The sequence below is a fragment of the Arthrobacter sp. P4_H3 genome (genome assembly GCF_056400885.1).
In genome coordinates, this window is record NZ_JBFUKK010000011.1 from 70510 (window position 1) to 92939 (window position 22430).

Genomic DNA, 22430 nt, shown 5'->3' on the forward strand with positions numbered 1-22430 from the left:
CCCTGCCCCGCCTTCGCTAGGCGCGGGCCAAAACTGCCTCTAGGCGCCGGCCCCGACCCATTCGACGGTTCCGTCACTGAAGAACTGTTCCTTCCAGATGGGCACCTGCGCCTTGATCCGGTCAACGAGCTCCGAGCACACCTCGAAGGCCTGGCCGCGGTGTGCCGCGGAAACCGCGCACACCAGTGCGGGGTCGCCGATTTCCAGCATGCCCACCCGGTGCGCGGCCCAGATCCGTACCGGCTCTCCGCCGGACACGGCACCCACAGGGCCAGCAACAGCGGCAGCGTCGCCGGCGTGTTCGGCCACCAGTTGCGCGACGACGTCGGCCATCACCTGGTGGGCGGTGGGATGCGCACTGTAACTGAGCCGCTCAACCGGCTTCCCGCCGTCGTGGTTCCGCACCACGCCGCTGAAGCTGACAACGGCACCGGCCGTGTCCGATTCCACCGCGGCAATCGCCTGCGCCACGGAAATCGGTTCCGCGCTCAGCACCGCATTCACAATCTCGAATCCGGAGCCCGTCCCCGCTTGGGTGCCGGTTTCCATGCCTTTTTCAGTGCCCATGATCTCCCTCCAACTGGTCGCACAGGTGGCCGATGACCGGATCCAGCACGCCCAGGCCGTCCATGACGCCCTTGGGTGATCCGGGAAGATTAACGATGAACGTCCGCCCGGCTGCGCCTGCGTGTCCGCGGCTCAGCATGGCCATGGGCGTCTTGGCCAGACCGGCCTGCCTGATTCCTTCCATGATCCCCGGGATTTCGCGGTCCAGCAGGGGAACCGTCATTTCAGGGGTGAGGTCATCGGGGCTGAGCCCGGTTCCACCGCTGGTGATGATGACGGCGGGCTGCTGCGTGAGCAGGGCGCGGAGCGCGGCTCCCACGGGTTCGCCGTCGGGCACCACCATGGCCGGGAACGTGTCGAACCCGTGCTCGGTCAGCCAGTCGATGATCACCGGGCCGGTTTCGTCGCGGTAGATGCCCGCCGCTGCCCGGTTGGAGGCAATCACGACGCCGGCCTTCCGGCCGGTGGCCTCTCCGTGGCGGTGCGGTTCGGGCTGCTGTCCAAAGCTGCTCATGCTGTCCAGTCCCCGCTCTTGCCGCCGCTTTTGGCCAGCACCCTGATGTCGGTCAGCACTGCATGCTTGTCGACTGCCTTGATCATGTCGTACACGCTGAGGGCCGCCACGGACGCTGCCGTGAGCGCCTCCATCTCGACGCCGGTCACGCCGCGGGTCTTGACGGTTGCCAGCACTGCGACGGCATCCTCGCCCAGTTCAAAGTCGACGGTGACCTTGGAGATGGGCAGCGGATGGCACAACGGGATCAGCTCGGGTGTTTTTTTCGCCGCCATGATCCCGGCCACGCGGGCCACCGCCAGGGCGTCGCCCTTCGGCAGGTCGCCAGCGCCCAGGAGTGCCAGCACCTCGGCTGTGGTGCGGACCGTCGCGGTGGCTGTGGCCTCCCGGGTGGTCTCGGCCTTGCCGGAAACATCAACCATCTGCGCTGTTCCGTCCCGGCGCAGATGCGTCAGGCCGGAAGCGTTATCTTCATTGTTCACAGCGTCCATACTTCCACTTCCGCGCCTGCAGCGAGCACAGATGTCCCAACCGGGACATGGATCAGGGCGTTGGAACCGGCCAGGGCATGAACCAAGTGCGAGCCTGCGCCGCCCTCCAGCCGGACCGTGCCGTCCGGTTGGAGGGTGCCGCGCCGGAGCTGGTGTTTCCCCGCAGGTGATTCCAACGGGTCAGCCAGCCTGGCCCGGATGGCCGGGCGGGGTGCCGGTGAGCCCAGCAACGCACTGAGGACCGGGCGGAGGAACATCTCGAAGGAGACCAGGCAGCTGACGGGGTTACCCGGGAAACCCACGAAGGGCACGCCGTCGAACCGTCCGATGCCCTGCGGGCCGCCGGGCTGCATGGCCACATGCAGGAATTCCACGTCCTGTTCCGCGGTGGCCTGCCGGACCACTTCATAGGCGCCCTTGCTGACGCCTCCTGTGGTGACGATCAGGTCGACCCGCGGGGCGTGCTGCCGCAGGAGGGCTGTCAGTTGCTCCGGGTTGTCCGTTGAGATCGCGGTCCGCAGGACGTCCAGCCCGGCCTGGCGCATCGCGGCTTCCAGGAGGGTGCCGTTGGCGTCGTAGATCTTGCCGGGTTCCAGCGGCCTGCCGGGTTCCACCACTTCGTCCCCCGTCGTGGCCAGGAGCACCTTGAGGTTCCGGTTCACGGTGACCTGGGTGATGCCGAGCGCTGCCAGGAGTCCCAGCTGGCCCGGCCCCAGGAACGTTCCGCCGGCGAGCGCCAGCTCCCCTGTCCGGACGTCGCTGCCCGCATCACGGACATAGGCGCCGGACTCCGTTGCCGGCAGCCGGACGGACGCAGGGGTTCCGGGACGGGGGAAGAAATCGGGAACGGCCCTCTCAATGGGTACGACGGCGTCAGCCCCGGGGGGAATCATGGCTCCGGTCATGATCGGGGCGGCCGTGCCCGGTTCAAGCGGTGCCGCCACGGCACCGGCGGGGATGGGGTCCACCACCCTGAGTTTCCTGCCACCGTCGGGAATGTCCGTGCTGCGGACGGCAAAGCCGTCCATTTGGGAGTTTGCGAACGGAGGCAGGTCCACGGGAGCAGTGATGTCCGCCGCCAGCCCGCGTCCCAGCGCCGACAGAAGGGGCAGCTGCTCGGTGCGGCCCGGGCCGCCGAGGCCGGCCAGCAGCTCCCGTACGGCCTCGCGGTGCGCCGCCACAGTGCGGGCCGGATGGCCGCCCTTGTCGCCGTGGCTGCCGCCTGTGACGTGCCTGTTGTCGGTGCGGTGCATGCTTTCCTTACCTGGGTCCGGGCGACTGCGAATTGGGAAGTATTACGAGTTCGGCGCACTGGGCTTTGCGGCCCGCAGGGCCGGCGGCCTGCTACGGCGTCACGTCAACTCTAATGGTGTGGAATCCCGTGGCGCCGTCGGGAGCGACCTGTGACCGCTCTTCGACCTGCGGCACCCCGTTCAGGTCCGTGGCCCTGACCTGGACCTCGTACTGCCCGGGCGTCAGGGGCAACGACAGCTGCCACTGGTACCAGGTGTCCCGCGATATGCCGGGAGCAAGCTGCGCCGTCTGCCAGTCGCCGCGGTTGACGCGGAGTTCCACCTTGCTGATCCCGGCGTGCTGGGCCCAGGCAACGCCGCCGAACGCCACCGTTCCGGCACGCACCGCGCGTCCGGCACGCGGAACGTCAATGCGGGACGACGTCTTGATGGGCCCGCGCTCACTCCAGCCGCGGGGCGTCCAGTAGCCGACGTCGTCCGCGAACCTGGTCACTTTGAGCTCAGTAAGCCATTTGGTGGCGGAAACGTAACCGTAAAGACCGGGAACGACGAGCCGTACCGGGAAGCCGTGCTCCAGCGGCAGCGGCTCGCCGTTCATTCCCACGGCGATCAGGGCGTCCCGGTCGTCAGTGAGAGCCTCCAGCGGCGTGCCGGCGGTCCACCCGTCCTTGCTGCGGGACAGCACCATGTCGGCGCCGACCGTCGGCCCGGCCAGGGCCAACAGCTCGCGAACCGGCCAGCCAAGCCACAGCGCATTGCCGATGAGGTCCCCGCCAACCTCGTTGGAGACGCAGGCGATGGTCAGGTGGCGTTCGGTCATCGGTTTTGCCAGCAGCGTGGCGAAATCCAGTTCGATTTCCCGTTCCACCATGCCCGTGACCCTGAGGACCCAGGTGTTCGGATCCACCGCAGGAACAGAGAGGGCTGTGTCGATCCGGTAGAAGTCGCGGTTGGGCGTCACCAGCGGATCCATGCCGTCCAGCCTCAGCTCAGCCCCGGCCGGAACCGGCGAAGCCGGGGAAGCCGCGGACGGCAAGGCCAGTCTGCTTCGGATTTCACTGACACCTGCAGCCGCTCCGCGAAGACCTGCAGCCAGGGCGCCGCCAACGGTCGCGACGACGGCTCCCCCGCCCAGCGCGTGGAGGAACCGGCGCCGGTCGGGTCCGGGGTCTGGTTCGGCGGCCGGTGCGGGACGCTCCCCCGCCGTTGCCGACGTCGTCCAGTCCCGGAGTCGCGACATCAGCCAGCGCAGCACCAGGATTCCTGTGGCGGCGGCAAGCAGTGGCAACGCCATGGCGTTGCCGGTCACTTGGGCGCGGCCAAGGACAGCCACCAGCCCCACCACGCCAAAGATGCCGATGACTGCAAACCCGGCAAAGCGGCGCCGCCACTCCAGGAGGCCTGCCAGCGCAGCCAGGGCGGCAATGGCCAGCCCCATGCCGACGAGCAGCGCCAACTTGTCAGCGGTGCCGAACACTGCGACCGCCCAGTCCTTGATGGCTGGCGGTACAGCATCAATGACTGCACCCCCCACACCTGTCATAGGCGAAAGCGCCGGGCTGACGAGGGCAGCGACGAGTTCGCCGACCACCACCCCCGCGGCCACGGCCACAACTCCTGCTGCAGCCGCCCACCGGCCGGGATGGCCGGCGGTGCCGGGTCGGGTGGCGGCCGCACCAACGGACGCTTTTCCCTGCAGATCAAAGCCCACGGGGCACCTCCGCTACCGGAGCGTCCTGGCTGGTCTGCGCACTCCTGCGCGGGGCGTCGGCCGGGCCAGCCGGATCCTGGGCGGGGAGGCGAAGGGAGAACCGGCAGCCGCCGTCGACATTCTCAACCGTCACGCTGCCCTCATGGGCCCGGACGATCCCTGCGACCATGCTGAGCCCGATCCCGGCGCCGCTGTAGCCTGCCGACTCCGGATCCCGGGCCGCTTCGGGATCCCGTCCGGGCTCCGGCCCGGCAAGGCCGGCACCGCCGGAGCGGCTGCGCGACGGGTTCTTCTGCCATCCGGTGTCGAAGAGGTGCCCGATGTCTTCCGGAGCGATTCCGCCGCAGCCGTCCGTCACGGACACCACCGACTCCTTCCCGTCCCTGCCGACTTCCACGATCACGCCAGAGCCGGGCTTGCTATAGAGAATGGCGTTCAGCACCACGTTGCGAACCGCGCGGCCCAGCGAGGGACCGTCCGCCACGGCGAGGCACTCCCGGAGGCCGCCGCCGTCGAGAGTGATCTGCCGGCGGGCGGCGAGCGGCGCGAGGACGGCGATGGCGTCGCTGGCGAGGTCGTAGAGGTCCAGCGGCTCGGCTTTGAGGCGCAGGGTGCCCGCCTGGATCTTGGAGAGTTCCAGAAGGTCGTTGACCATTATGGCCATCTGGTCGGTCTGGCTGATGATCTTGCGGTAGTAGCCGCGGACGTCCGCGGCCATGCCGTCCTCGAGGGCTTCGGCCATGGCCCGCATGCTGGCCAGCGGTGTGCGGAGGTCGTGGGAGATCCAGCTGACGAGTTCCCGGCGGGCACGCTCCACGGCGGCCTCCCGCTCCCGGGATTCGGCCAGCATGCGGCTGCTGCGTTCGAGTTCGTCCGCGAGTTCGGACAGTTCCGAGCTCATGAGCGGCGCCGGCAGCCCCGGGCTTTCGCCGCGCCCGATGCTCCGTGCCGCGGCGGCGAGCAGTTTTGCGTTGCGCGAGACCCGTGCTCCGAGGACCAGGGAGATGGCCAGTGCAACGGCGGAAGCGATGGCCAGGACGTACCACATGACTTCGAGGTCCCGGGCTGAAATGAACATGGCGTTGAACGCGCTGACCATGCCTGCGGTCAGCACGGCCACAGTGGAGAGCACCACGATACAGATCTGCACGGCGATGGACGTCCTGCGGAGTGGCTTGAGCAGGAGCAGCGACACGGTTCCGATGACCACGGCCCACAGGAGCGCCCAGGCCACGATGGCGAGGAGTTCAGAGGTTTGCACCGGAGGCTCCGTCCGGGGTGTCGAGCCGGTAGCCCACGCCCCATACCGTCTTGAGGAGGGCAGGCCGGGTGGGATCCGCCTCGATCTTTTCGCGCAACCGGCGGACGTGCACGGTGACTGTGGACAGGTCCCCGAAGTCCCAGCCCCACACGGCCTTGATGAGTTCCTCCCGGCTGAACACCTGGTTGGGGCGGCGCAGCAGGAAAGCCAGCAGATCGAACTCACGGATCGTCAGGGCGAGCGGAGCCCCGTGGTGCGTCACGGTCCGGGCGGCCGGGTTGAGTTCGAAGCCGGCAACCTCCACCGCAGGTTCGGGGCTGAATTCCTGGACGCTGCGGCGCAGCACCGACCGGACCCGGAGCACCAGTTCGCGGGGCGAAAAGGGCTTGGTGATGTAGTCGTCCGCACCAACCTCGAGCCCCAGGATCCTGTCGTCCTCGGTTCCCAGTGCCGTCAGCATGATGACGGGGACGCTCATCGTCTGGCGGAGCCTGCGGCACACCTCAACACCATCCAAGCCAGGCAGCATGCGGTCCAGCAGGACGAGGTCGGGGTTCCGCTCGGCGGCCAGGCGAAGGGCGGTGAAACCGTCCGCCGCCAGATCCACCTGGAAGCCCGCCTGCACAAGGTAGTCACGGACCACGCCGGCGATGGTCTGTTCGTCTTCGACGAGGAGTATCCGCCGGTTTCCGACCGCGGCCTGGACCGGGGCGGGCTGGGACTTGTTCACACCTCCAGCATAGGTTCGGGGCCCGGGCCGGACACGCGTTTGCCGCCTGCTGTGGCGATCCGTAGGGATTCCGTAAGATCCGCCGATGTCACAGGTGTGATGGATGGCACCAAGGTGGCGTAGCCTGAATTCATGAGTGTTCAGCTTGGCATGCCGCAACCCCGGGAGGGGGCCGGTTCCGATCCGGGAGTACCCGCACTGCCGCTGCCGTCGCGTCCCGAGGGTATGCCGGCCGGCCTGATGGACCGCTACGGCCGCCGTGCCACGGACATGAGGCTGTCCCTGACGGACAAGTGCAACCTGCGCTGCACCTACTGCATGCCGGCCGAGGGCCTTGAATGGCTGGCCAAGCAGGCCGTTATGTCCGCCGAAGAGATTGTCCGGATCGTTCGGATCGGCGTAGACATGCTGGGCGTGCGCGAACTGCGCCTGACCGGTGGCGAACCCCTTGTCCGGGCCGACCTGCTCGACATAATTTCCGCCCTGCGCCAGGCCCATCCGGAGCTGCCGATCTCCATGACCACGAACGCCGTGGGCCTGGACAAAAAAGCGGCCGGGCTCAAGGCAGCCGGGCTCTCCCGGATCAACGTCTCGCTGGATTCCCTGCACGAAGAGACGTTCACCAAGCTGACCCGCCGCCCGTTCCTGGACAAGGTGCTGGCCGGAGTGGACGCCGCCTGGGCCGCGGGTCTCGGTCCCGTGAAACTTAACGCCGTCCTGATGCGCGGAATCAACGACGCCGAGTCCCCTTCCCTGCTGGCGTGGGCGCTGGACCGCGGCTACGAACTCCGCTTCATCGAGCAGATGCCGCTCGACGCCGACCACGGCTGGACCCGCCGGAACATGATCACCGCGGCGGAAATCCGCGCGCTGCTGTCCGTCGACTATGTGCTCAGCGCCGATCCGAGGGACCGCGACGGCGCCCCGGCCGAACGCTTCGAAGTACGACGTCGGGTTTCGGGTTCCGCCGAAGCCGCCGGCCCTGTGCTCGGAACCGTAGGAATCATCGCCTCCGTCACCGAACCGTTCTGCTCGGACTGCCGGCGCACCCGGATCACGGCGGAAGGCAAGATCATGAGCTGCCTGTTCTCACGCGAGGAAGTCGACCTCCTGGGACTGCTGCGCGAGGGCGCCACAGACCAGCAGCTCGCCGAGCGCTGGCAGGACGCCATGTGGATCAAGCCAAAGGCCCACGGCATGGACCACGTCGGTCTGGATGCTCCGGACTTCGTCCAGCCGGACCGCAGCATGAGCGCCATCGGAGGCTGAAAACTTGAACGTACGTTACTTCGCTGCCGCGCGCGCCGCAGCAGGGGTCGAAGAAGAACGCTTCGAGCTGCCCGCCGGCTCCACGGTGGAGGCCCTGTTGAGCGCAGTGCTCGACGTCGACCGGCCGGTTCCGCCCGCCGGGACGCCTCCGCTTGCGCGGCTGCTTTCGCGCAGCAGTTTCCTGTTGAACGAAGTGGCTGTCCGTGACCGGTCGGTGGTCCTTGGCCCGGACGACGTGGTGGACGTGCTGCCGCCCTTTGCCGGCGGCTAGGAACGTCTGCCGTTCGGCCGGGATTCCGCCGGCCAATGGCCCATCATGCCGACGCGCCGGTCTCCGTCCCGAGCGCCAGGGCCAACAGTGCATTCCTGCTCCGGACGCCGCACGCGGCAAAGACCGCTTTGAACTGGTCCTGCACCGTGTAGTGGCTGATGCCAAGGGAAGCCGCCATGGCGGCAGTGTCCAGTCCGCTGGCGGCCAGGCCGAGCAGGCTGCGCTGCCTCGGCGTCAGGCCAAAGCACCGGGCAAACACCTCCAGCCTCTCGGCCCCAGGACATTCCTGGATGGTCACGGCGACCGGCGCGTCACCTTTCCCTACGTTCATCCGGAATGACCTCAGCACAGCCCACTGGCCAAACCCGATGGGCACCCGGGCCGACGCCTCATGGGAATCAATTCCGGCCTCGCGGGCCAGCAGCTGCGCGGCGACGTTGAAAACCTCGGCCGGGACGGATTCGTAAGGGGATGGTCCCGGCTGCAGCAGGCTGATCCAGTCGGCTGCGGAGGCGCTCCGGCCGGTTATTCCGAGTGCGGCGTCCAGCGTCAGCACTGCCTGTCCGGGCAGGCCACGCCGCGAAGATCCTTCCTCAGCTTCCGGCCGCCGCGCGCCGTGCCGCAGCCGGGCGTCCCGCGTCATTTGCGCGGCCCGGCTCCGCCGCAAGCCGGCCGCAATGATGGGTGCCGCCGTCGCCAGGTACCTGGATTCAGCGTCAGTGAAGAGTCCCCCGTCACCGGACCTCCACAGGTCAAGCCAGCCCCAGCAGCCGTATTTGTCGCCGAACACCGAGAAAAGCACGTCGGTCACCTCATACCGGCGGAGGATGCCGTCCCATAACGGGCTCACGGCCGGGTTACCGCCGGTTGCGGCCTGCAGGGTGACGGCTGGGGAGCCTCCGCCCAGGAGCGATGTCCAGCGGCCGGCTTCCGTCAGGTACTTCAATTTGATCAGGGCGGGCAGTTCTTCGGGACAGGGAATGCGGGCCATGGGCGACGTGCCGGTGCAGGTCCCGGGATCCGCCAGGGGCCACGCAAACCAACTGAACGGAACAACACTGCCCAGCTCGGCGAGCACTGCGGCGCGCATTTCATGGTCCTCCATGGAGCCGCCGCACAGGTGACCGATCCGTTCCAGGCTCCGGCTCAGTGCCCAATGCGTGGTCATGGAACCCAACATGTGGTCATGGAAACAGTATGGCCCGCCCACTCCGCCGAACAGGCGTTTGGACTGGGTCCGCCCCAGAATTCTGGGATACCCGGTGCTCACCAGGCCGGCCTACCGTGTGGCTATGGGGTTGACCCGCAGGCCCCGGACGGAAAGGAATGACATGTACACGCTTCAGATCGAGCACGGCATCAAGGACTTCGGGATGTGGAAGGCCGCCTTCGACCGGGACCCGGTCAACCGCGCGGCGTCGGGTGTTGTCGCCCACCGCATCAGCCGGCCGGTGGACGATCCGCACTATGTGGTGGTTGAACTTGATCTTGCGAGCCGGGAACAGGCCGAGGCGCTGCTGGCCAGCCTTCAGCAGAAGGTGTGGAATTCACCTGCCGCGGCTCCAGCTCTACAGGGGGCACCGCGGACGCGGATTGTGGAATCTGCCGGCTGAGAGTCATCCGGCGGGGCGCCAACTGTCCGTTCGCGCTCCGCGGGGGCCGCAAATGCCCGTTCGCGGACCGCCCCGTCTCATTCGCCACCGTCCGGTGACTATGTCAGGTTTGGATGGCCCCGATCGGGCGGTCACCTCCACCACGCCGGTAGCGCCGATCAGTCTGAAAGACAGCGCATTGCCCGCCGGGTCCTATTGGGCCGGCGGCATCCGCGCTTTCAGCGCCTCATTGACGGGGGCGAAGGCGGCCCGATCCAGGACAAGTTCGATCTCGCTGATTTTGTCTGCGTTGATGGTGAGCAGCTCGATGCACCTTACGGCACCAGCAGCCGTATCAGTGATGAAGTCGTACACGACGCAGGCACGGTCCTGCGCGCTGAAGACCTCCCGGATCTCGTTGCGGACCAGCGCCGGGAGAAGGCGCTTGATTGCCGTGGTCCACCCGGCCTTGTCGAGGGTCGTGCCGGCGAAGGTGGCCAGGAGATCCTCACCGAGCAGGTTTTCAAGGGCTTCCATATCGTGGGAGCCAACGGCCTGGATGTAGGAGCGCGCGATCCCTTCGACGCTGGAGTCTGGCATGAGATTCCTTTCTTGAGTGGCGGAGGCTGCATCTGTCTGCTCGCGCTGTCAGGTGCGGCGGCAAACAGATGTCATGAACGGGGCGAACGCAGTGGCCTCGGCCAGGCGGACCTCGGACCTGTGCGTCAGCACGCCGTCGTCCACCCGAAAAGTGTGCCGTGACGTGGCCCGGCCATTTCGCCGTTCCACGGTGAGCACACCGCCGTGCCAGGTGCACCGCGTCGGGGCTTCCCGCGGCTGGCCCACACTGTCCACGTGGTACCAGACCGTGTCCGGGTGGTCGGGATCCAAGGTGAACATGCCGTGCCGCTCAAACCGGATCCCTCCGGTTTCCGTGTGCCGGTAGCTCTGCAGCACGGCATAGCCGCCGGCGGCCTTGGTGAACACCACTTCGGCCTCCGCTGTCCGGGCAGGCCCGCGCGGTGAAGCCTCTATTTGGGTAGTGCCTGTCCAATGGCCGAGGAAAGCCTCGAGCTCCTGCGCAGTGCCCGGGTGCGGTTGGTCCATCGTTCCTCCAGTGTGGCCCCGGGTTCATCATCACGCGGCCACGTTGGGATGTCCAGCGTTCGGATGTACAGCGCGCAGCCCGCCAGCGGCCTTTCAATGCCCGGAGCGGGAGGGGGTCAGAGGCCGAAGGTTTCGTCTTCCTCGAACGGACCCACAACGGTCACTGTCCGCGGTGCTGCCGCCAGCTCCTGCGCCAGCACCCGCACCTGTTCCACGGTGACGCCCTTGATCTGCCGGAGGGTCTCCTCGATGTCCTGGTATTCACCGGACACCAGTTCGGCACGGCCAAGCCGGGACATCCTCGAACCGGTGTCTTCCAGTGCCAGCACAATGCCGCCGCAGAGCTGGCCCACGGCCTTCTTGAGCTCGTCGTCGGAGATGCCGTCTCCTGCCAGCTTGTCCAGCTCGGCGCCGAGCAGCTCCAACACCTGGCGGACCTTCGACGGCGTGCAGCCTGCGTACATCCCGAAGTAGCCGGCATCAGCGTAGGAGGAGGCAAAGGAGTAGGTGGAGTACACCAGGCCACGCTTTTCCCGGACTTCCTGGAACAGCCGCGAGGACATCCCTCCGCCGAGCACCGCGTTCAGCACGCTCATGACGTAGCGGCGCTGGTCCGTGGCGACGATCGTCGGGCAGCCCATGATGATGTTTGCCTGCTCAACGGGCCGCTTGACCACATGGAGTCCGGCCGTGCCGGAGATGTCGGCCCGTTCGGTGGAGCGCCGTTCCACCGGCGCGGCCCCGGCCTCCAGGGCCCAGCCCGCCTGGTGGAGTGCTTCCACCACAAGCCCGCAGACGACGTCGTGGTCCAGGCCGCCGGCGGCCGTGATGACGAGCTCGTCCGGACGGTAGTAGCGGCGGTAGTGGTCCCAGACCGAATCGCGGGCCACCGCACGGATGGCCTCCGGGGTTCCGCCAATCGGACGTCCCAGCGGATGCGTTCCCAGCACTGCGGCGACGAAATGCTCGTGGGCGACGTCCGTGGGGTCGTCGCTGTCCATGGCGATTTCCTCAAGGATGACGTCGCGTTCCTGCTCCATCTCCTGCGGGTCCAGGACCGCGCCGGTGATCATATCCGCAATGACGTCGATCGCCATCGGCAGGTCGGTATCCAGGACCCGGGCAAAGTAGCAGGTGCTTTCCTTGGCTGTGGCCGCATTGGACTCGCCGCCAACCTCGTCGAAGGCGGACGCGATTTCCAGCGCCGTGCGCCGTTTGGTGCCCTTGAAAAGCAGGTGCTCAAGGAAATGGGTGGATCCGTGCTGCCCGTGGGCTTCATCGCGCGAACCCACGCCAACCCAGAAGCCAATGGTCGCGGAACGCTGGCCGGGCATGGCCTCCGTCAGTACACGCACGCCGCCGGGGAGCACCGACCGGCGGACAACGGACCCGCCGTCGGCTCCGTGGATCAGGGTGTCACCGGGCTGGTTCTGCACTAGCGGCAGGGGTACGACAGTCATCAAGGCCTTTCAAGAAACGGGTGCCAAATCTGCCTGCAATCGTACCAGCGGACCATTCCCCCTATGCTTCAGGAACGGCGGTTCAATCGCTCGGCTTAACGGCGGCGGGTATATCTTAACGGCGGCGGGGCCGGTGGATGATCCACCGGCCCCGCCGTCGTGTTTGTCCTACGAAGTACGCTGCAGACTACTCTGCGGCCGCCTCGACGACTTCGGCGCTTTCAGCGCCTTCTTCCTCGGCGATGACCGGGGACAGGGACAGCTTTCCGCGGTCGTCGATCTTGGTGATCTCAACCTGGATCTTCTGGCCCACGGAGACGACGTCCTCGACGTTGTCAACGCGCTTGCCGCCGGCGATCTTGCGCAGCTCGGAGATGTGCAGCAGACCGTCCTTGCCCGGGGTGAGGGAAATGAAGGCACCGAAGGTGGTGGTCTTGACGACCGTGCCCAGGTAACGCTCTCCGATTTCCGGAACCTGCGGGTTGGCGATGGCGTTGATCGCGGAGCGTGCGGCGTCGGCGGACGGGCCGTTGGTGGCGCCGATGTAAACGGTGCCGTCGTCCTCGATCGAGATGTCCGCGCCGGTGTCTTCCTGGATCTGGTTGATCATCTTGCCCTTGGGCCCAATGACCTCGCCGATCTTGTCCACGGGGATCTTGACAGCGATGACGCGCGGCGCGAACTCGGAGAGCTCGTCCGGGGTGTCGATCGCGGAGTTCAGGACCTCGAGGATGTGCAGGCGGGCTTCGCGTGCCTGCTTCAGTGCAGCAGCCAGGACGGAGGCCGGAATGCCGTCGAGCTTCGTGTCCAGCTGGATGGCCGTGACGAACTCGGAGGTACCGGCAACCTTGAAGTCCATGTCACCGAAAGCATCTTCGGCGCCGAGGATGTCAGTCAGGGCCGCGTAGCGGGTTTGACCGTCGACCTGGTCGGAAACCAGGCCCATGGCGATGCCGGCAACGGCAGCCTTCAGCGGCACACCTGCGTTGAGCAGGGACAGCGTGGAGGCACAGACGGAACCCATCGACGTCGAACCGTTGGAGCTGAGAGCCTCAGACACCTGGCGGATGGCGTACGGGAATTCCTCGCGGGACGGCAGCACCGGCACGATGGCGCGCTCTGCGAGTGCACCGTGGCCGATTTCGCGGCGCTTGGGCGAACCCACGCGGCCGGTCTCACCGGTGGAGTACGGCGGGAAGTTGTAGTTGTGCATGTAGCGCTTGCGCGTTACCGGCGACAGCGAATCGATCTGCTGTTCCATCTTCAGCATGTTCAGCGTGGTGACACCCATGATCTGGGTCTCGCCGCGTTCGAAGATAGCCGAACCGTGGACGCGGGGCAGAACCTCAACCTCGGCGGTGAGCTGGCGGATGTCCGTCAGGCCACGGCCGTCGATGCGGATCTGGTCCTTGAGGATGCGCTGGCGCACAACCTGCTTGGTGACCGAGCGGAAGGCTGCGGACAGCTCCTTTTCGCGGCCCTCGAACTGGCCGGCGAGCGAAGAGGTGACTTCGTCCTTGAGCTCGTCGGACGCGACGTCGCGCTCCTGCTTGTCTGCGATCTGGAAGACAGCAGCAAGCTTCTCGGCGGCAGCGGCTTCAACAGCGGCGTAGACGTCGTCCTCGTAGTCGAGGAAGACCGGGAATTCGACGGTCGGCTTGGCGGCGCGGGCAGCCAGGTCGGCCTGGGCGTCGCAGAGGGCCTTGATGAACGGCTTGGCAGCCTCGAGGCCTTCGGAAACAACCTCTTCGGTGGGAGCGGTGGCGCCCTGTTCCTTGATGAGGTTCCAGGAGTTGTCCGTGGCTTCGGCTTCAACCATCATGATGGCGATGTCGTCTCCGTCGGCTCCCGACACAGTCCTACCGGCAACGACCATGTTGAACACGGAGTTCTCGAGCTGGGAGTGCTTCGGGAACGCAACCCACTGCGAGCCGTTTTCGTCGGCAACGAGGGCAACGCGGACGCCGCCGATCGGGCCGGAGAAGGGCAGGCCCGAGAGCTGGGTGGACATCGAGGAGGCGTTGATGGCCACGACGTCGTAGAGCTCGTCCGGGTTGATCGCCAGGACGGTGACGACGATCTGGACCTCGTTGCGCAGGCCCTTGATGAAGGCCGGACGCAGCGGGCGGTCCATGAGGCGGCAAGCCAGGATGGCTTCGGTGGACGGGCGGCCTTCGCGGCGGAAGAACGAGCCCGGGATGCGGCCGGCGGCGTACATGCGCTCTTCGACGTCAACGGTGAGCGGGAAGAAGTCGAAGCCTTCACGCGGGTGCTTGCCGGCGGTGGTTGCGGACAGCAGCGCGGTGTCTTCGTCGATGTACACCATGGCTGCGCCGGCTGCCTGCTTGGCAAGGCGGCCGGTTTCGAAGCGGATTACACGCTTACCGAAGCGGCCATTATCAATGACGGCTTCTGAGAACTGGATTTCGGGACCCTCCAAGAGAGTCACCTCCGTTTCTTGGTTAACGGAAGTCCAGCCGCATCAACCCAGTCCAGCATCTGTCTACTGGCCTGCACTGCACCCGGTCATCGATCGAGACCCACGGGCCGGGCTTCATTCTTCGAAGCCGTTCCCGGGAATCACTACCGAGGACCGCGAATGCGTGATGCGGTTGATCCTCCTGTTTAGTTTTCTACTGAAGAAGGCGGCCCGTCCCGGAAGGAAAGGGCCGCCCCGTAATTCAGACTAGCGGCGCAGGCCGAGACGCTCGATGAGCGCACGGTAGCGGGCAATGTCAGTGTTCTTGAGGTAGGTGAGCATACGCTTGCGACGACCAACCATGGCCAGCAGACCGCGCTGGGTGTGGAAGTCGTGCTTGTGCACCTTCATGTGCTCAGTGAGATCCTTGATCCGCTGAGTCAGGACTGCAACCTGGACCTCCGGCGAACCGGTGTCGCCCTCGGACGTTGCGAAATCCTTGATGATGGACTGCTTTACAGCGGCTTCAAGTGCCACAATAACTCCTAGAGATGTGCCGTGAGGCCCGAATCAGTAACTCACTGCCGGGTGTGTTTGTACCGGAGATCCCGGCCTAACCGGGAATTCCTGCACATAACAAGAGCCAGCCGCCACGGACTGCAGCCGGATCCAACGTTTAGTTTACCGGCCCAGCCGCAATCTTGTCGAAACACCGTGTTGACTCATCAAAGATGCCGGCCGTCCCTACAGGCGGCGCGGACTACGGACGCGCCAGCAGATCGCGAATCGCAGCGACACCGCGGTAGACCTCCGCGAAGGACGTACTGAGTGGTGAGAGCCCGATCCGGATCCCGTGCGGTGCCCGGAAATCGGGGATGACATCCTGCTCCCAGAGCTCGGCCGTCATCTCCCGGAAGTCCGGGTGGTCCACGGTGATGTGGCTCCCCCGCTGATCCGGGTCCCGCGGTGTTGCCAGGAGGACACCGGCCGGAGCCAGCCACGCATCATGGAGTTCAAGCGCGAAGGCCGTCAGCTTCCGGGACTTTTCGCGGAGTGCCTTAATCCCGGCTTCTTCGATCAGGTCCAGCGTGCCCTGCATCGCGATCATGCCGAAAATTGCCGGTGTTCCGCTGAGGAAGCCGCGGATCCCCGGGGCCGGTTCGTAGCCGGCCGCCATTTCGAAGGCGTCCTTCCGGCCCATCCAGCCCCAGATCGGCTGGTTCAACGCCGGCAGGTGCAGCGCGTTGACGTAGGCGAAGGCGGGCGAACCCGGTCCCCCGTTGAGGTATTTGTACGTGCAGCCCGCGGCGAAGTCGACGCCGGCGGCATCAAGCTGCAGCTCGACTGACCCGGCGGAATGGCACAGGTCCCACACCACCAGCGCACCGGCGTCGTGCACTGCCGACGTGATCGCCGGGAGATCGGCGAGGAACCCCGAGCGGTAAGCCACCTGGCTGAGGACCACGACGGCGGTGGCCGGCCCAACGGCCGCCGTCACCTGATCCACCGTCACCCCGGCGGCCGGGTCGGCATCGATCCAGCGCAGGGTCAGCCCTTCCTCCTGGGCGATGCCTTCAAGCAGGTAGCGGTCCGTGGGGAAGTTGTCCGTGTCCAGCACGATCTCGGTTCTGGCGGGGTCCTTGACCGCGGCGAGGGCGGCGCGGATCAGCTTGTACAGGACGACGGTGGTGGAGTCGGCGATGATGGTCTGTCCGGGAGCCGCGCCGAGCACTGCCCGGCCCAGCTGGTCGCCGATGGCTTCGGGCAGCTGGAGCCAGTCCTCGTCCCAGCCGCGGATCAGCCGGCCGCCCCAGCTGTCCTGGATGAAAGCGCTGATGTCAGTGACGGTCCGCTTGAGCGGACGGCCCAGCGAGTTGCCGTCCAGGTAGGACAGATCGGTGTCCGTTCCGACGAAGTGGTCGCGATAGCCGGCCAGCGGGTCCGCGGCGTCGAGTTCGACGGCGCGCTGCAGCAGGACGTCTTGGGTCTCGTGAACTGTGCTCATTGGCCGATCTCCGTCCGGACGGCAAAAAGTTCGGGGAAGAAGGTCAGCTCCAGGGCCTTCTGCAGGAACGCGGCCCCGCTGGAACCGCCGGTGCCCGCCTTCATGCCGATGGTCCGTTGCACCGTCCGCAGATGCCGGAACCGCCACAGCTGGAAGTTGTCCTCCAGGTCCACGAGTTCCTCGCAGGCCTCGTAGGCACCCCAGTTGTCCGCCGCGTTTTCGTAGATGTGCTTGAACACGGGCACCAGTTCGGGGCAGAACTCGTGCGCTTTCGTGACGTCGCGCTCCAGCAGCGAGGCCGGAACCTCGAAGCCCTGACGGTGAAGGTAGGCCAGGAATTCGTCGTAGATGCTCGGCGCCTCAAGGACCCGGCGGAGCTGCTCGTGGGCCTCGGGATCGGATTCGAACACCGGAAGCATCTTGCGGTTCTTGTTGCCGAGAACAAACTCCACTGCCCGGTACTGGCTGGACTGGAACCCCGAGGAATTGCCCAGGAAGCCGCGGAACTGTGAGTACTCGGTGGGGGTAAGCGTTGCCAGGACGGACCATTGCTCGGTCAGGGTCTTCTGGATGTGCTTGACGCGCGCAATCGCCTTCAAGGCGGAGCCGAGGTCGTCGCTGCGGAGCCATGCTGCCGCGCTGCGCAGTTCGTGAAGGACCAGCTTTAGCCAGAGCTCCGTGGTCTGGTGCTGGATGATGAACAGCAGTTCGTCGTGGTGTTCGGGATCGCTGACCGGCTGCTGCGCGCTCAGGAGCGTGGACAGCTGCAGGTAGGACGCGTAACTCATCCGCGAACTGAAATCCCGGACTATGTCCTTTTCCAGTTTCCTTGTGTTCTTCTCAACGGACACAGCGGTGCCTTCCTTGCCAGTGACTGTGGTCAGCGCCGGAACAGGATGTCGTGGGCCTGGACGACGTCCAGGCGCATCTGTTCGACGAGCGCTTCCGGCCCACGGTACGCCACCATGCCCCGCAGCCGCGCCACAAACTCCACCACTACTGTCTGGCCGTACAGATCGAAGTCTTCAACCGGCTCTTCCGGGCGGTCGATCACGTGTGCTTCAACCTGCCGGCTGACCCCGTCGAACGTCGGGTTCGAACCGACAGAGATGGCTGCAGGCCACCTGGTGCCGATCTGGTCCACCAGCCAGCCGGCATAGATGCCGTCCGCCGGAATGTAACCGCTGGCTTCAGAGGCCAGGTTGGCGGTGGGGAAACCGAGGGCACGTCCACGGGCGGCACCGTGCACCACCTCGCCGCGCATCCTGTGCGGGCGGCCAAGCACGGCAGCCGCGGTGGTGACATCGCCGTCCCGCAGCGCTTCACGAACCCAGGTGGACGAACAGCGGCGGTCCCCGCCGCCGTCGTCGTGAATGGGAAATCCTTCGGAGCCAAACTCACTGATGACCTGGACGGTGAAGCCGAACTTCTGCCCCAACTCCTGCATGGTGGAGAGGTCACCTGAGTTTCCGCGGCCAAACCGGGCATCGTGGCCGATCACCACGTGGCTGGCCTTGAGGCTGTCCACGAGGACGCCTGCCACGAACTCTTCGGGGGTGAGGCTGGCGAGTTCCAGGGAGTACTTCATGACCAAGACGGCATCCAGTCCCACTTCGCCGAGGGCAACAAGCTTGTCTTCCAGGCCCATGATGAGCTCAGGAGCGGACTCGGGCCGGTGGACCTGCGCAGGATGCGGATCAAAAGTGACCGCCACTGAGCGCGCCCCGTTGAGCCGGGCCGTACGGATGAGCTGTGAAAGCACCTGCTGGTGCCCCCGATGCACGCCGTCGAAATTGCCAAACGTGACAACGGTAGGGCCGAAGTCCGCGGGGACCTCGGACGGATCGTTCCAGATGTGGACCATCAACCTCGCCTTTTACTGCCTGCCATTGACTCGTCCGGAGTGCCGCGCCGGGCTCCGGAACTCTCTAAGATTACCCGCAATTGCCCGGAGCAACCGACGCCCCGGCCGGTGCCCAGCCTGCCCTTCCACGGGTCTACGTCCCGGACTAGGATGCAAGGGCAGCACCCGGCGACGCAGCTGCGCGCCGCATCCAACGATGCCATTGGCCGCCGGCCGGGCTGAAGGAGAATGCCATGCCTGACCTCCGCGAGATTCTGGAACAGATACCGGTGGACCAGATTGCCGGGCTGTTGGGCACGGACAGGGAGTCTGCCCAGGCGGCCATCGAGGCCGCAGTACCCACCCTCCTCGCCGGCATGCAGAGCAATGCACAGGCGCCGGATGGTGCCGCGTCCCTGGAATCCGCCCTGGCCCAACATCGTGACGGGCTCGTGGACGGCGGCGTGGACGCCTCGCAGGTGGACACCGACGACGGCGAGAAGATTGTGAGCCACGTGTTTGGCGGGCAGCAGGACCGGGTGGCAACCCAGCTCGCGGGATCTGCCAACCTCGGCGGCGTTGGCAGCGACCTCGTCCGGAAGCTGCTGCCCATTCTCGCGCCCATTGTTATGTCCTACCTCGCCAAGAAGATCCTCGGCGGACAAAATGCGGGAGGCGGGGCCGGCGACGTGGCAGGCCCCGACGGTTCAGGCGAGCCTTCTGACGACAGCGCGGGCCGGGCCGGCGGGATCGATCTCGGCAGTATCCTGGGCGGCATTCTTGGCGGCGGCCCGCAGGGCGGCACCGGCGCCCCGGGCGGAGGCTTCGGGGATATTCTTGGCGGCATTTTGGGCGGGGGCTCGCAGGGCGGGCAGCAGTCCCGGGGTGCAGTAGTCCCGGAACGGGTGAGTAAGTCGGCGCCGCAAGCCCCCACCGGGCCTCTGGGGCAGCCCATACCGCAGGGCGGTGCGCCCGTTCCGGGTGAGTTGATCGACGTCGACCTCCCCGACGACGGGACGGTCGGGCACGAAGAGGACAAAAAGAACGACGACGGCGGCTTCGGCGGCCTGTTGGGCCGGCTCTTCGGGAAGAAATAGCCGCCCCAGACTCAGCTCAAAGCTCAGCTCAGGGGTGGCCCGGGTCGTCAGCTGCGCGCACCGTAGCCGCAGCGGCAGCGGCAGCGGCCACTTGGGCCAGCCATTCGTCGAGCTCCCGGGGCCTGCGGAAGGCCATCACCGGCGGCATGCCCGGATCTGTCTGCCACTCCCTGAACACCCGCTTCTTCCTGGCGAAGGAGTTGAAGTGCCAGGAGAAGATCGAATCCCTGGCGAAGAGCCTCCCGAGCGTTTCGACGTTTCCGTTGCACACGGGCTGTCTGGTGATGACGCGCCGGAGGGAACGGCGCAACAGGCGGGAGAGTGAAAGCCAACGAGGATAGTCCAAGGCGACAACGAGCTCAGCGCGGGGAACAACGATGTCGCGCCACACTCCGTAGGCGCTGTCGAGGACCCAGCGGTCGCGTCCAGCGACAGCTGAAGCGATTTCCCGTTGCTGTTCGACGGTGCGTTGCTGCCAGCCGGGAAGCCAGCCAATATCGTCGTCGGCCGAAAACTCCGGGAGTCCCGACGCTGCCGCATATGCGTGGGCTGCCGAAGACTTGCCGCTGCCCGTCACACCGTAGAAGAGGATGCGGGACGGGTTTCTGGGGATGCATTTCTCGGGCTGGCTCATAAAAATTTCCCCGTGCTCCCGGCCGTTTGCTGCGGAACGTGGCCGACGCCGGCCCGTAACCCCGTGCGGCAGTGACCTACTGCGCCGTAGTGTTCGGCTGCTGCCTCTTTCACGTTGTGCTCCCCTGTTTTGCCCGGCACTTTTGTGGAACCGCTGAACACTGCGCACCGGCGATTTGTCACGATAGCACCCCCGACTTCAGCCCCGAGCCGCTGAGGATGTTCGCCAAGTTCCGCTAGCCATCGGATCCGAGGCAGCATCATTCGAGCCTGAAGTAGCTGTTCCGTTGAGGCCGTTGGCGTGGGTCGATGTGGGGTGGCGGGATGAACCACGGGACCCCGGTTTTGACCTGGATGGTCCATTGTTCTTTGTGGATGAGGTGGTGGTGATGGGAGCAGAGCAGGGTTCCGTTGTCTGTGTCGGTGGGTCCGCCGTGTGACCAGTAGGTGATGTGGTGGGCTTCGCACCAGGGGGCGGGGATGGTGCAGCCGGGGAAGGCGCAGCCTTGGTCGCGGGCGGTGATGGCTTTGCGGATGTGGGGCGGGAAGATCCTGGTGGTGCGGCCGATGTCCAGGATGCGGCCTTGGCTGCCGAGCAGGACGGGGATGATGTCCGCATCACAGGCGATCTTCCGGACCGTGGACGCCGGGACCGGGCCGGTGAACGTGAACGACCCGGTGCCGGGGAGCCTGCCGGTGCTTCCGGAGCTGAGGGTGGTGTCGCTGGCGTGGTCCGTGTCCCAGGTTCCGGCCGGCCCAGCAGTGCCGGCGCCAGTGCCAGCGGCCGTGCCCGTGGCCGCGGTCCGGGTGCGGTAGCGGGGTCCCTGGTTGGTGGTGTGTTCGAGGCGGTCCAGGAGGTCGCGGTAGTCGATGGTGACCATCACCTGCGGGCGGAGTCCTCCCGTGGCCGGGAGGGTTCCGGTGGTGAGGGCTGTTTTGCAGGCACCGACGAGGCCGTCCAGGAGCCGCTGCTGCCGGGTCCGCCGGTCCAGATCGGCATCAGCTGCGCCGCCGGTCCCGTCGCCGCTGTCCAGGGTGCCGTCTGCCCCGCCGCAGCCGGTCCCGTCGCCGCTATCCGCTGCACTGTCCGCGTTGTTGCCGGCGTAACTGTCCGTACCGTCGCGGTCCTCGGTAGTACCGGCCTGGGTGCGGGGGTTGGTGGCGGTGTTCATCACGGTCAGGAGGGGTTCGCATTGGTCCGGGGTCGCGAAGATTTCGATGTGCTGCAGGCCGCGGCGGGCCTGCCGGAGGAASACGCCCTGGCGGCSGCGGAGTTCTTCCTCGGAAGGYTCSGAMCCGTCCTGGTCGATCGCGTCGGTCCAGCGSCGGGCGACCCGGGTCASGAAATCCRTGTCGTAYTCGGCTGCGGTACGGGTCAGGGCGTGTTCCATCCGGGCCGTGGTGTCCCCGGTCGCGTGGTGCCGGACCCGGTCCAAGGCCAGGGTGATGATGGTCGCGGGCCGGGACGCGACGGTCCCGGCGGCGACGGCGGCTCCGAGTTCGGGCCGCTCCGCCGGCTCCGTRTGGCCTGCAAACCCTGGCCTGGGCAGCACCGCGGACGCGAGGCTGATCCGGCGCCGCGCTTCGGCAATGCTGATCCGCAGCCTGGCGCGGAGGAACTCGGCCGCGTTCCGGGACCCGTCATCAGCCGGGTCAGGCCCGGTGGGGTTCGGCGCCGGTGGCGCGTCATGACCCGCTGCGGCCGTATCGGTGCCCCAGCCGGTCACCCAGCCCACCCCCGCGCCGGAGACCGCCGTACCAGAGCCCGGGCCGGCTGATCCCCAGCCGGCCGATCCTGAGCCGACTGCGGCTGAGCGCGCAGCCGCTGCGGCTGCCTGCCGGGTCCGGTCCACGGCCCCGGCCGACACGATCTGCAGGTACTCGACGGCCCGGGAGATTTCCTCGACCTTGTCGGCGAAGTCCGCGGCTCCGCGGAAGCCGAGCAGCGCGGCGTCGTAGACCGCCGTCGAACTCAAGGTCCTGAGCAGCTCAAGGCACCGCGCCAGGTCAACGGACCCGCCGCCGTCGGACGCTAAACTGTCCGGATGCTGGAGTGCCGCGGGGACGCTGCGCAGGCCCCGCCCGCGAGCAGCCGGAGGCACAACAGGAAGCTGAACAGCAGCAGCATCAGTGGGCAGCTCGGCCCACCGCAACGCCCCTCCTGATGCAGAATCCCCCATGGCTTCCATGGACTAAGTCTGCCGTGA

Annotated in this window: 22 protein-coding genes; 4 read left to right on the forward strand and 18 right to left on the reverse strand. The window is 66.7% G+C overall.

All coding sequences use genetic code 11. The features are described 5' to 3' along the window. Nucleotides 1-39 precede the first annotated feature (39 nt). The 7 genes from AC1DRE_RS15480 to AC1DRE_RS15510 all read right to left on the reverse strand — a co-directional run bounded on the left by AC1DRE_RS15480 (nucleotide 40) and on the right by AC1DRE_RS15510 (nucleotide 6527). Nucleotides 40-567, reverse strand: coding sequence for a molybdenum cofactor biosynthesis protein MoaE (locus AC1DRE_RS15480; protein WP_476985422.1), 528 nt, complete (start codon nucleotides 565-567; stop codon nucleotides 40-42). Continuing rightward, nucleotides 557-1081: a MogA/MoaB family molybdenum cofactor biosynthesis protein gene (locus tag AC1DRE_RS15485; RefSeq protein ID WP_476985423.1), complete on the reverse strand. Its 525-nt coding sequence runs from the start codon at nucleotides 1079-1081 to the stop codon at nucleotides 557-559. The genes AC1DRE_RS15480 and AC1DRE_RS15485 overlap by 11 nt, the downstream gene beginning before the upstream one ends. Beyond that, a complete protein-coding gene (gene moaC, locus AC1DRE_RS15490) occupies nucleotides 1078-1572 on the reverse strand; it encodes a cyclic pyranopterin monophosphate synthase MoaC (RefSeq protein WP_364128744.1) in 495 nt (164 codons plus the stop codon). Before moaC ends, AC1DRE_RS15485 begins: the two co-directional genes overlap by 4 nt. After that, nucleotides 1560-2825, reverse strand: a complete 1266-nt coding sequence (locus AC1DRE_RS15495) for a molybdopterin molybdotransferase MoeA (protein ID WP_476985424.1) — start codon at nucleotides 2823-2825, stop codon at nucleotides 1560-1562. The genes moaC and AC1DRE_RS15495 overlap by 13 nt, the downstream gene beginning before the upstream one ends. A 91-nt stretch (nucleotides 2826-2916) precedes the next feature. Beyond that, nucleotides 2917-4368 (reverse strand): molybdopterin-dependent oxidoreductase, encoded by a 1452-nt coding sequence (locus tag AC1DRE_RS15500; RefSeq protein WP_476985527.1) that lies wholly within the window; start codon nucleotides 4366-4368, stop codon nucleotides 2917-2919. Nucleotides 4369-4525: 157 nt separating this feature from the next. Continuing rightward, on the reverse strand, nucleotides 4526-5797 hold the full coding sequence (locus AC1DRE_RS15505; RefSeq protein WP_476985425.1) for a sensor histidine kinase: 1272 nt from the start codon (nucleotides 5795-5797) through the stop codon (nucleotides 4526-4528). Beyond that, nucleotides 5784-6527 carry a response regulator transcription factor gene (locus tag AC1DRE_RS15510; protein ID WP_364128737.1) on the reverse strand — a complete coding sequence of 248 codons (744 nt, stop codon included), beginning with the start codon at nucleotides 6525-6527 and terminating at the stop codon, nucleotides 5784-5786. Before AC1DRE_RS15510 ends, AC1DRE_RS15505 begins: the two co-directional genes overlap by 14 nt. A 132-nt stretch (nucleotides 6528-6659) precedes the next feature. On the opposite strand from AC1DRE_RS15510, the gene moaA reads away from it, so the two are divergent. Next, nucleotides 6660-7796: a GTP 3',8-cyclase MoaA gene (moaA, locus tag AC1DRE_RS15515; RefSeq protein ID WP_476985426.1), complete on the forward strand. Its 1137-nt coding sequence runs from the start codon at nucleotides 6660-6662 to the stop codon at nucleotides 7794-7796. Nucleotides 7797-7800: 4 nt separating this feature from the next. Beyond that, entirely contained in the window at nucleotides 7801-8067 is a 267-nt protein-coding gene (locus AC1DRE_RS15520; protein WP_104172485.1) for a MoaD/ThiS family protein, read from the forward strand. Between the two features lie 43 nt (nucleotides 8068-8110). Here AC1DRE_RS15520 and AC1DRE_RS15525 read toward each other — a convergent pair whose 3' ends face one another. Beyond that, entirely contained in the window at nucleotides 8111-9235 is a 1125-nt protein-coding gene (locus AC1DRE_RS15525; RefSeq protein ID WP_476985427.1) for a helix-turn-helix transcriptional regulator, read from the reverse strand. A 163-nt stretch (nucleotides 9236-9398) separates the two neighbouring features. Here AC1DRE_RS15525 and AC1DRE_RS15530 point away from each other — a divergent pair, with 163 nt between their 5' ends. Then, a complete protein-coding gene (locus AC1DRE_RS15530; RefSeq protein ID WP_476985428.1) occupies nucleotides 9399-9680 on the forward strand; it encodes a hypothetical protein in 282 nt (93 codons plus the stop codon). 192 nt (nucleotides 9681-9872) lie between these two features. Here AC1DRE_RS15530 and AC1DRE_RS15535 read toward each other — a convergent pair whose 3' ends face one another. The 8 genes from AC1DRE_RS15535 to AC1DRE_RS15570 all read right to left on the reverse strand — a co-directional run bounded on the left by AC1DRE_RS15535 (nucleotide 9873) and on the right by AC1DRE_RS15570 (nucleotide 18514). Continuing rightward, nucleotides 9873-10259 carry a nuclear transport factor 2 family protein gene (locus AC1DRE_RS15535; RefSeq protein WP_476985429.1) on the reverse strand — a complete coding sequence of 129 codons (387 nt, stop codon included), beginning with the start codon at nucleotides 10257-10259 and terminating at the stop codon, nucleotides 9873-9875. A gap of 48 nt (nucleotides 10260-10307) precedes the next feature. Continuing rightward, nucleotides 10308-10766 (reverse strand): DUF1579 family protein, encoded by a 459-nt coding sequence (locus tag AC1DRE_RS15540; protein ID WP_476985430.1) that lies wholly within the window; start codon nucleotides 10764-10766, stop codon nucleotides 10308-10310. Nucleotides 10767-10882: 116 nt separating this feature from the next. Continuing rightward, complete coding sequence (locus AC1DRE_RS15545) at nucleotides 10883-12226, reverse strand: M16 family metallopeptidase (RefSeq protein ID WP_476985431.1); 1344 nt, start codon at nucleotides 12224-12226, stop codon at nucleotides 10883-10885. Nucleotides 12227-12413: 187 nt separating this feature from the next. After that, entirely contained in the window at nucleotides 12414-14666 is a 2253-nt protein-coding gene (locus AC1DRE_RS15550) for a polyribonucleotide nucleotidyltransferase (RefSeq protein WP_364128887.1), read from the reverse strand. Between the two features lie 246 nt (nucleotides 14667-14912). Beyond that, nucleotides 14913-15182, reverse strand: a complete 270-nt coding sequence (gene rpsO, locus AC1DRE_RS15555) for a 30S ribosomal protein S15 (RefSeq protein ID WP_104172489.1) — start codon at nucleotides 15180-15182, stop codon at nucleotides 14913-14915. Nucleotides 15183-15405: 223 nt separating this feature from the next. Then, nucleotides 15406-16650 carry a kynureninase gene (gene kynU, locus AC1DRE_RS15560; protein ID WP_476985432.1) on the reverse strand — a complete coding sequence of 415 codons (1245 nt, stop codon included), beginning with the start codon at nucleotides 16648-16650 and terminating at the stop codon, nucleotides 15406-15408. Next, nucleotides 16647-17501 carry a tryptophan 2,3-dioxygenase gene (gene kynA / locus AC1DRE_RS15565; protein ID WP_476985433.1) on the reverse strand — a complete coding sequence of 285 codons (855 nt, stop codon included), beginning with the start codon at nucleotides 17499-17501 and terminating at the stop codon, nucleotides 16647-16649. The genes kynU and kynA overlap by 4 nt, the downstream gene beginning before the upstream one ends. A 29-nt stretch (nucleotides 17502-17530) precedes the next feature. Beyond that, nucleotides 17531-18514 carry a bifunctional riboflavin kinase/FAD synthetase gene (locus AC1DRE_RS15570; protein WP_476985434.1) on the reverse strand — a complete coding sequence of 328 codons (984 nt, stop codon included), beginning with the start codon at nucleotides 18512-18514 and terminating at the stop codon, nucleotides 17531-17533. Nucleotides 18515-18747: 233 nt separating this feature from the next. Here AC1DRE_RS15570 and AC1DRE_RS15575 point away from each other — a divergent pair, with 233 nt between their 5' ends. Next, complete coding sequence (locus tag AC1DRE_RS15575) at nucleotides 18748-19590, forward strand: DUF937 domain-containing protein (protein WP_476985435.1); 843 nt, start codon at nucleotides 18748-18750, stop codon at nucleotides 19588-19590. A gap of 28 nt (nucleotides 19591-19618) precedes the next feature. Here AC1DRE_RS15575 and AC1DRE_RS15580 read toward each other — a convergent pair whose 3' ends face one another. Together AC1DRE_RS15580 and AC1DRE_RS15585 are read right to left on the reverse strand one after the other, a co-directional pair. Then, on the reverse strand, nucleotides 19619-20224 hold the full coding sequence (locus tag AC1DRE_RS15580; RefSeq protein ID WP_476985436.1) for a P-loop NTPase family protein: 606 nt from the start codon (nucleotides 20222-20224) through the stop codon (nucleotides 19619-19621). A gap of 259 nt (nucleotides 20225-20483) precedes the next feature. Beyond that, nucleotides 20484-22412: an HNH endonuclease signature motif containing protein gene (locus AC1DRE_RS15585; protein WP_476985437.1), complete on the reverse strand. Its 1929-nt coding sequence runs from the start codon at nucleotides 22410-22412 to the stop codon at nucleotides 20484-20486. Between the last annotated feature and the right edge of the window lie 18 nt (nucleotides 22413-22430).

Bases quoted from the DNA above. Each gene is read 5' to 3' on its own strand.
- moaC (WP_364128744.1), bottom strand. From the start codon at position 1,572: ATGGACGCTGTGAACAATGAAGATAACGCTTCCGGCCTGACGCATCTG.
- AC1DRE_RS15575 (WP_476985435.1), top strand. From the start codon at position 18,748: ATGCCTGACCTCCGCGAGATTCTGGAACAGATACCGGTGGACCAGATT.
- AC1DRE_RS15485 (WP_476985423.1), bottom strand. From the start codon at position 1,081: ATGAGCAGCTTTGGACAGCAGCCCGAACCGCACCGCCACGGAGAGGCC.
- AC1DRE_RS15480 (WP_476985422.1), bottom strand. From the start codon at position 567: ATGGGCACTGAAAAAGGCATGGAAACCGGCACCCAAGCGGGGACGGGC.
- AC1DRE_RS15570 (WP_476985434.1), bottom strand. From the start codon at position 18,514: ATGGTCCACATCTGGAACGATCCGTCCGAGGTCCCCGCGGACTTCGGC.
- AC1DRE_RS15545 (WP_476985431.1), bottom strand. From the start codon at position 12,226: ATGACTGTCGTACCCCTGCCGCTAGTGCAGAACCAGCCCGGTGACACC.
- moaA (WP_476985426.1), top strand. From the start codon at position 6,660: ATGAGTGTTCAGCTTGGCATGCCGCAACCCCGGGAGGGGGCCGGTTCC.
- AC1DRE_RS15540 (WP_476985430.1), bottom strand. From the start codon at position 10,766: ATGGACCAACCGCACCCGGGCACTGCGCAGGAGCTCGAGGCTTTCCTC.
- AC1DRE_RS15525 (WP_476985427.1), bottom strand. From the start codon at position 9,235: ATGACCACGCATTGGGCACTGAGCCGGAGCCTGGAACGGATCGGTCAC.
- kynU (WP_476985432.1), bottom strand. From the start codon at position 16,650: ATGAGCACAGTTCACGAGACCCAAGACGTCCTGCTGCAGCGCGCCGTC.
- AC1DRE_RS15535 (WP_476985429.1), bottom strand. From the start codon at position 10,259: ATGCCAGACTCCAGCGTCGAAGGGATCGCGCGCTCCTACATCCAGGCC.
- AC1DRE_RS15580 (WP_476985436.1), bottom strand. From the start codon at position 20,224: ATGAGCCAGCCCGAGAAATGCATCCCCAGAAACCCGTCCCGCATCCTC.
- AC1DRE_RS15495 (WP_476985424.1), bottom strand. From the start codon at position 2,825: ATGCACCGCACCGACAACAGGCACGTCACAGGCGGCAGCCACGGCGAC.
- AC1DRE_RS15530 (WP_476985428.1), top strand. From the start codon at position 9,399: ATGTACACGCTTCAGATCGAGCACGGCATCAAGGACTTCGGGATGTGG.
- AC1DRE_RS15500 (WP_476985527.1), bottom strand. From the start codon at position 4,368: ATGACAGGTGTGGGGGGTGCAGTCATTGATGCTGTACCGCCAGCCATC.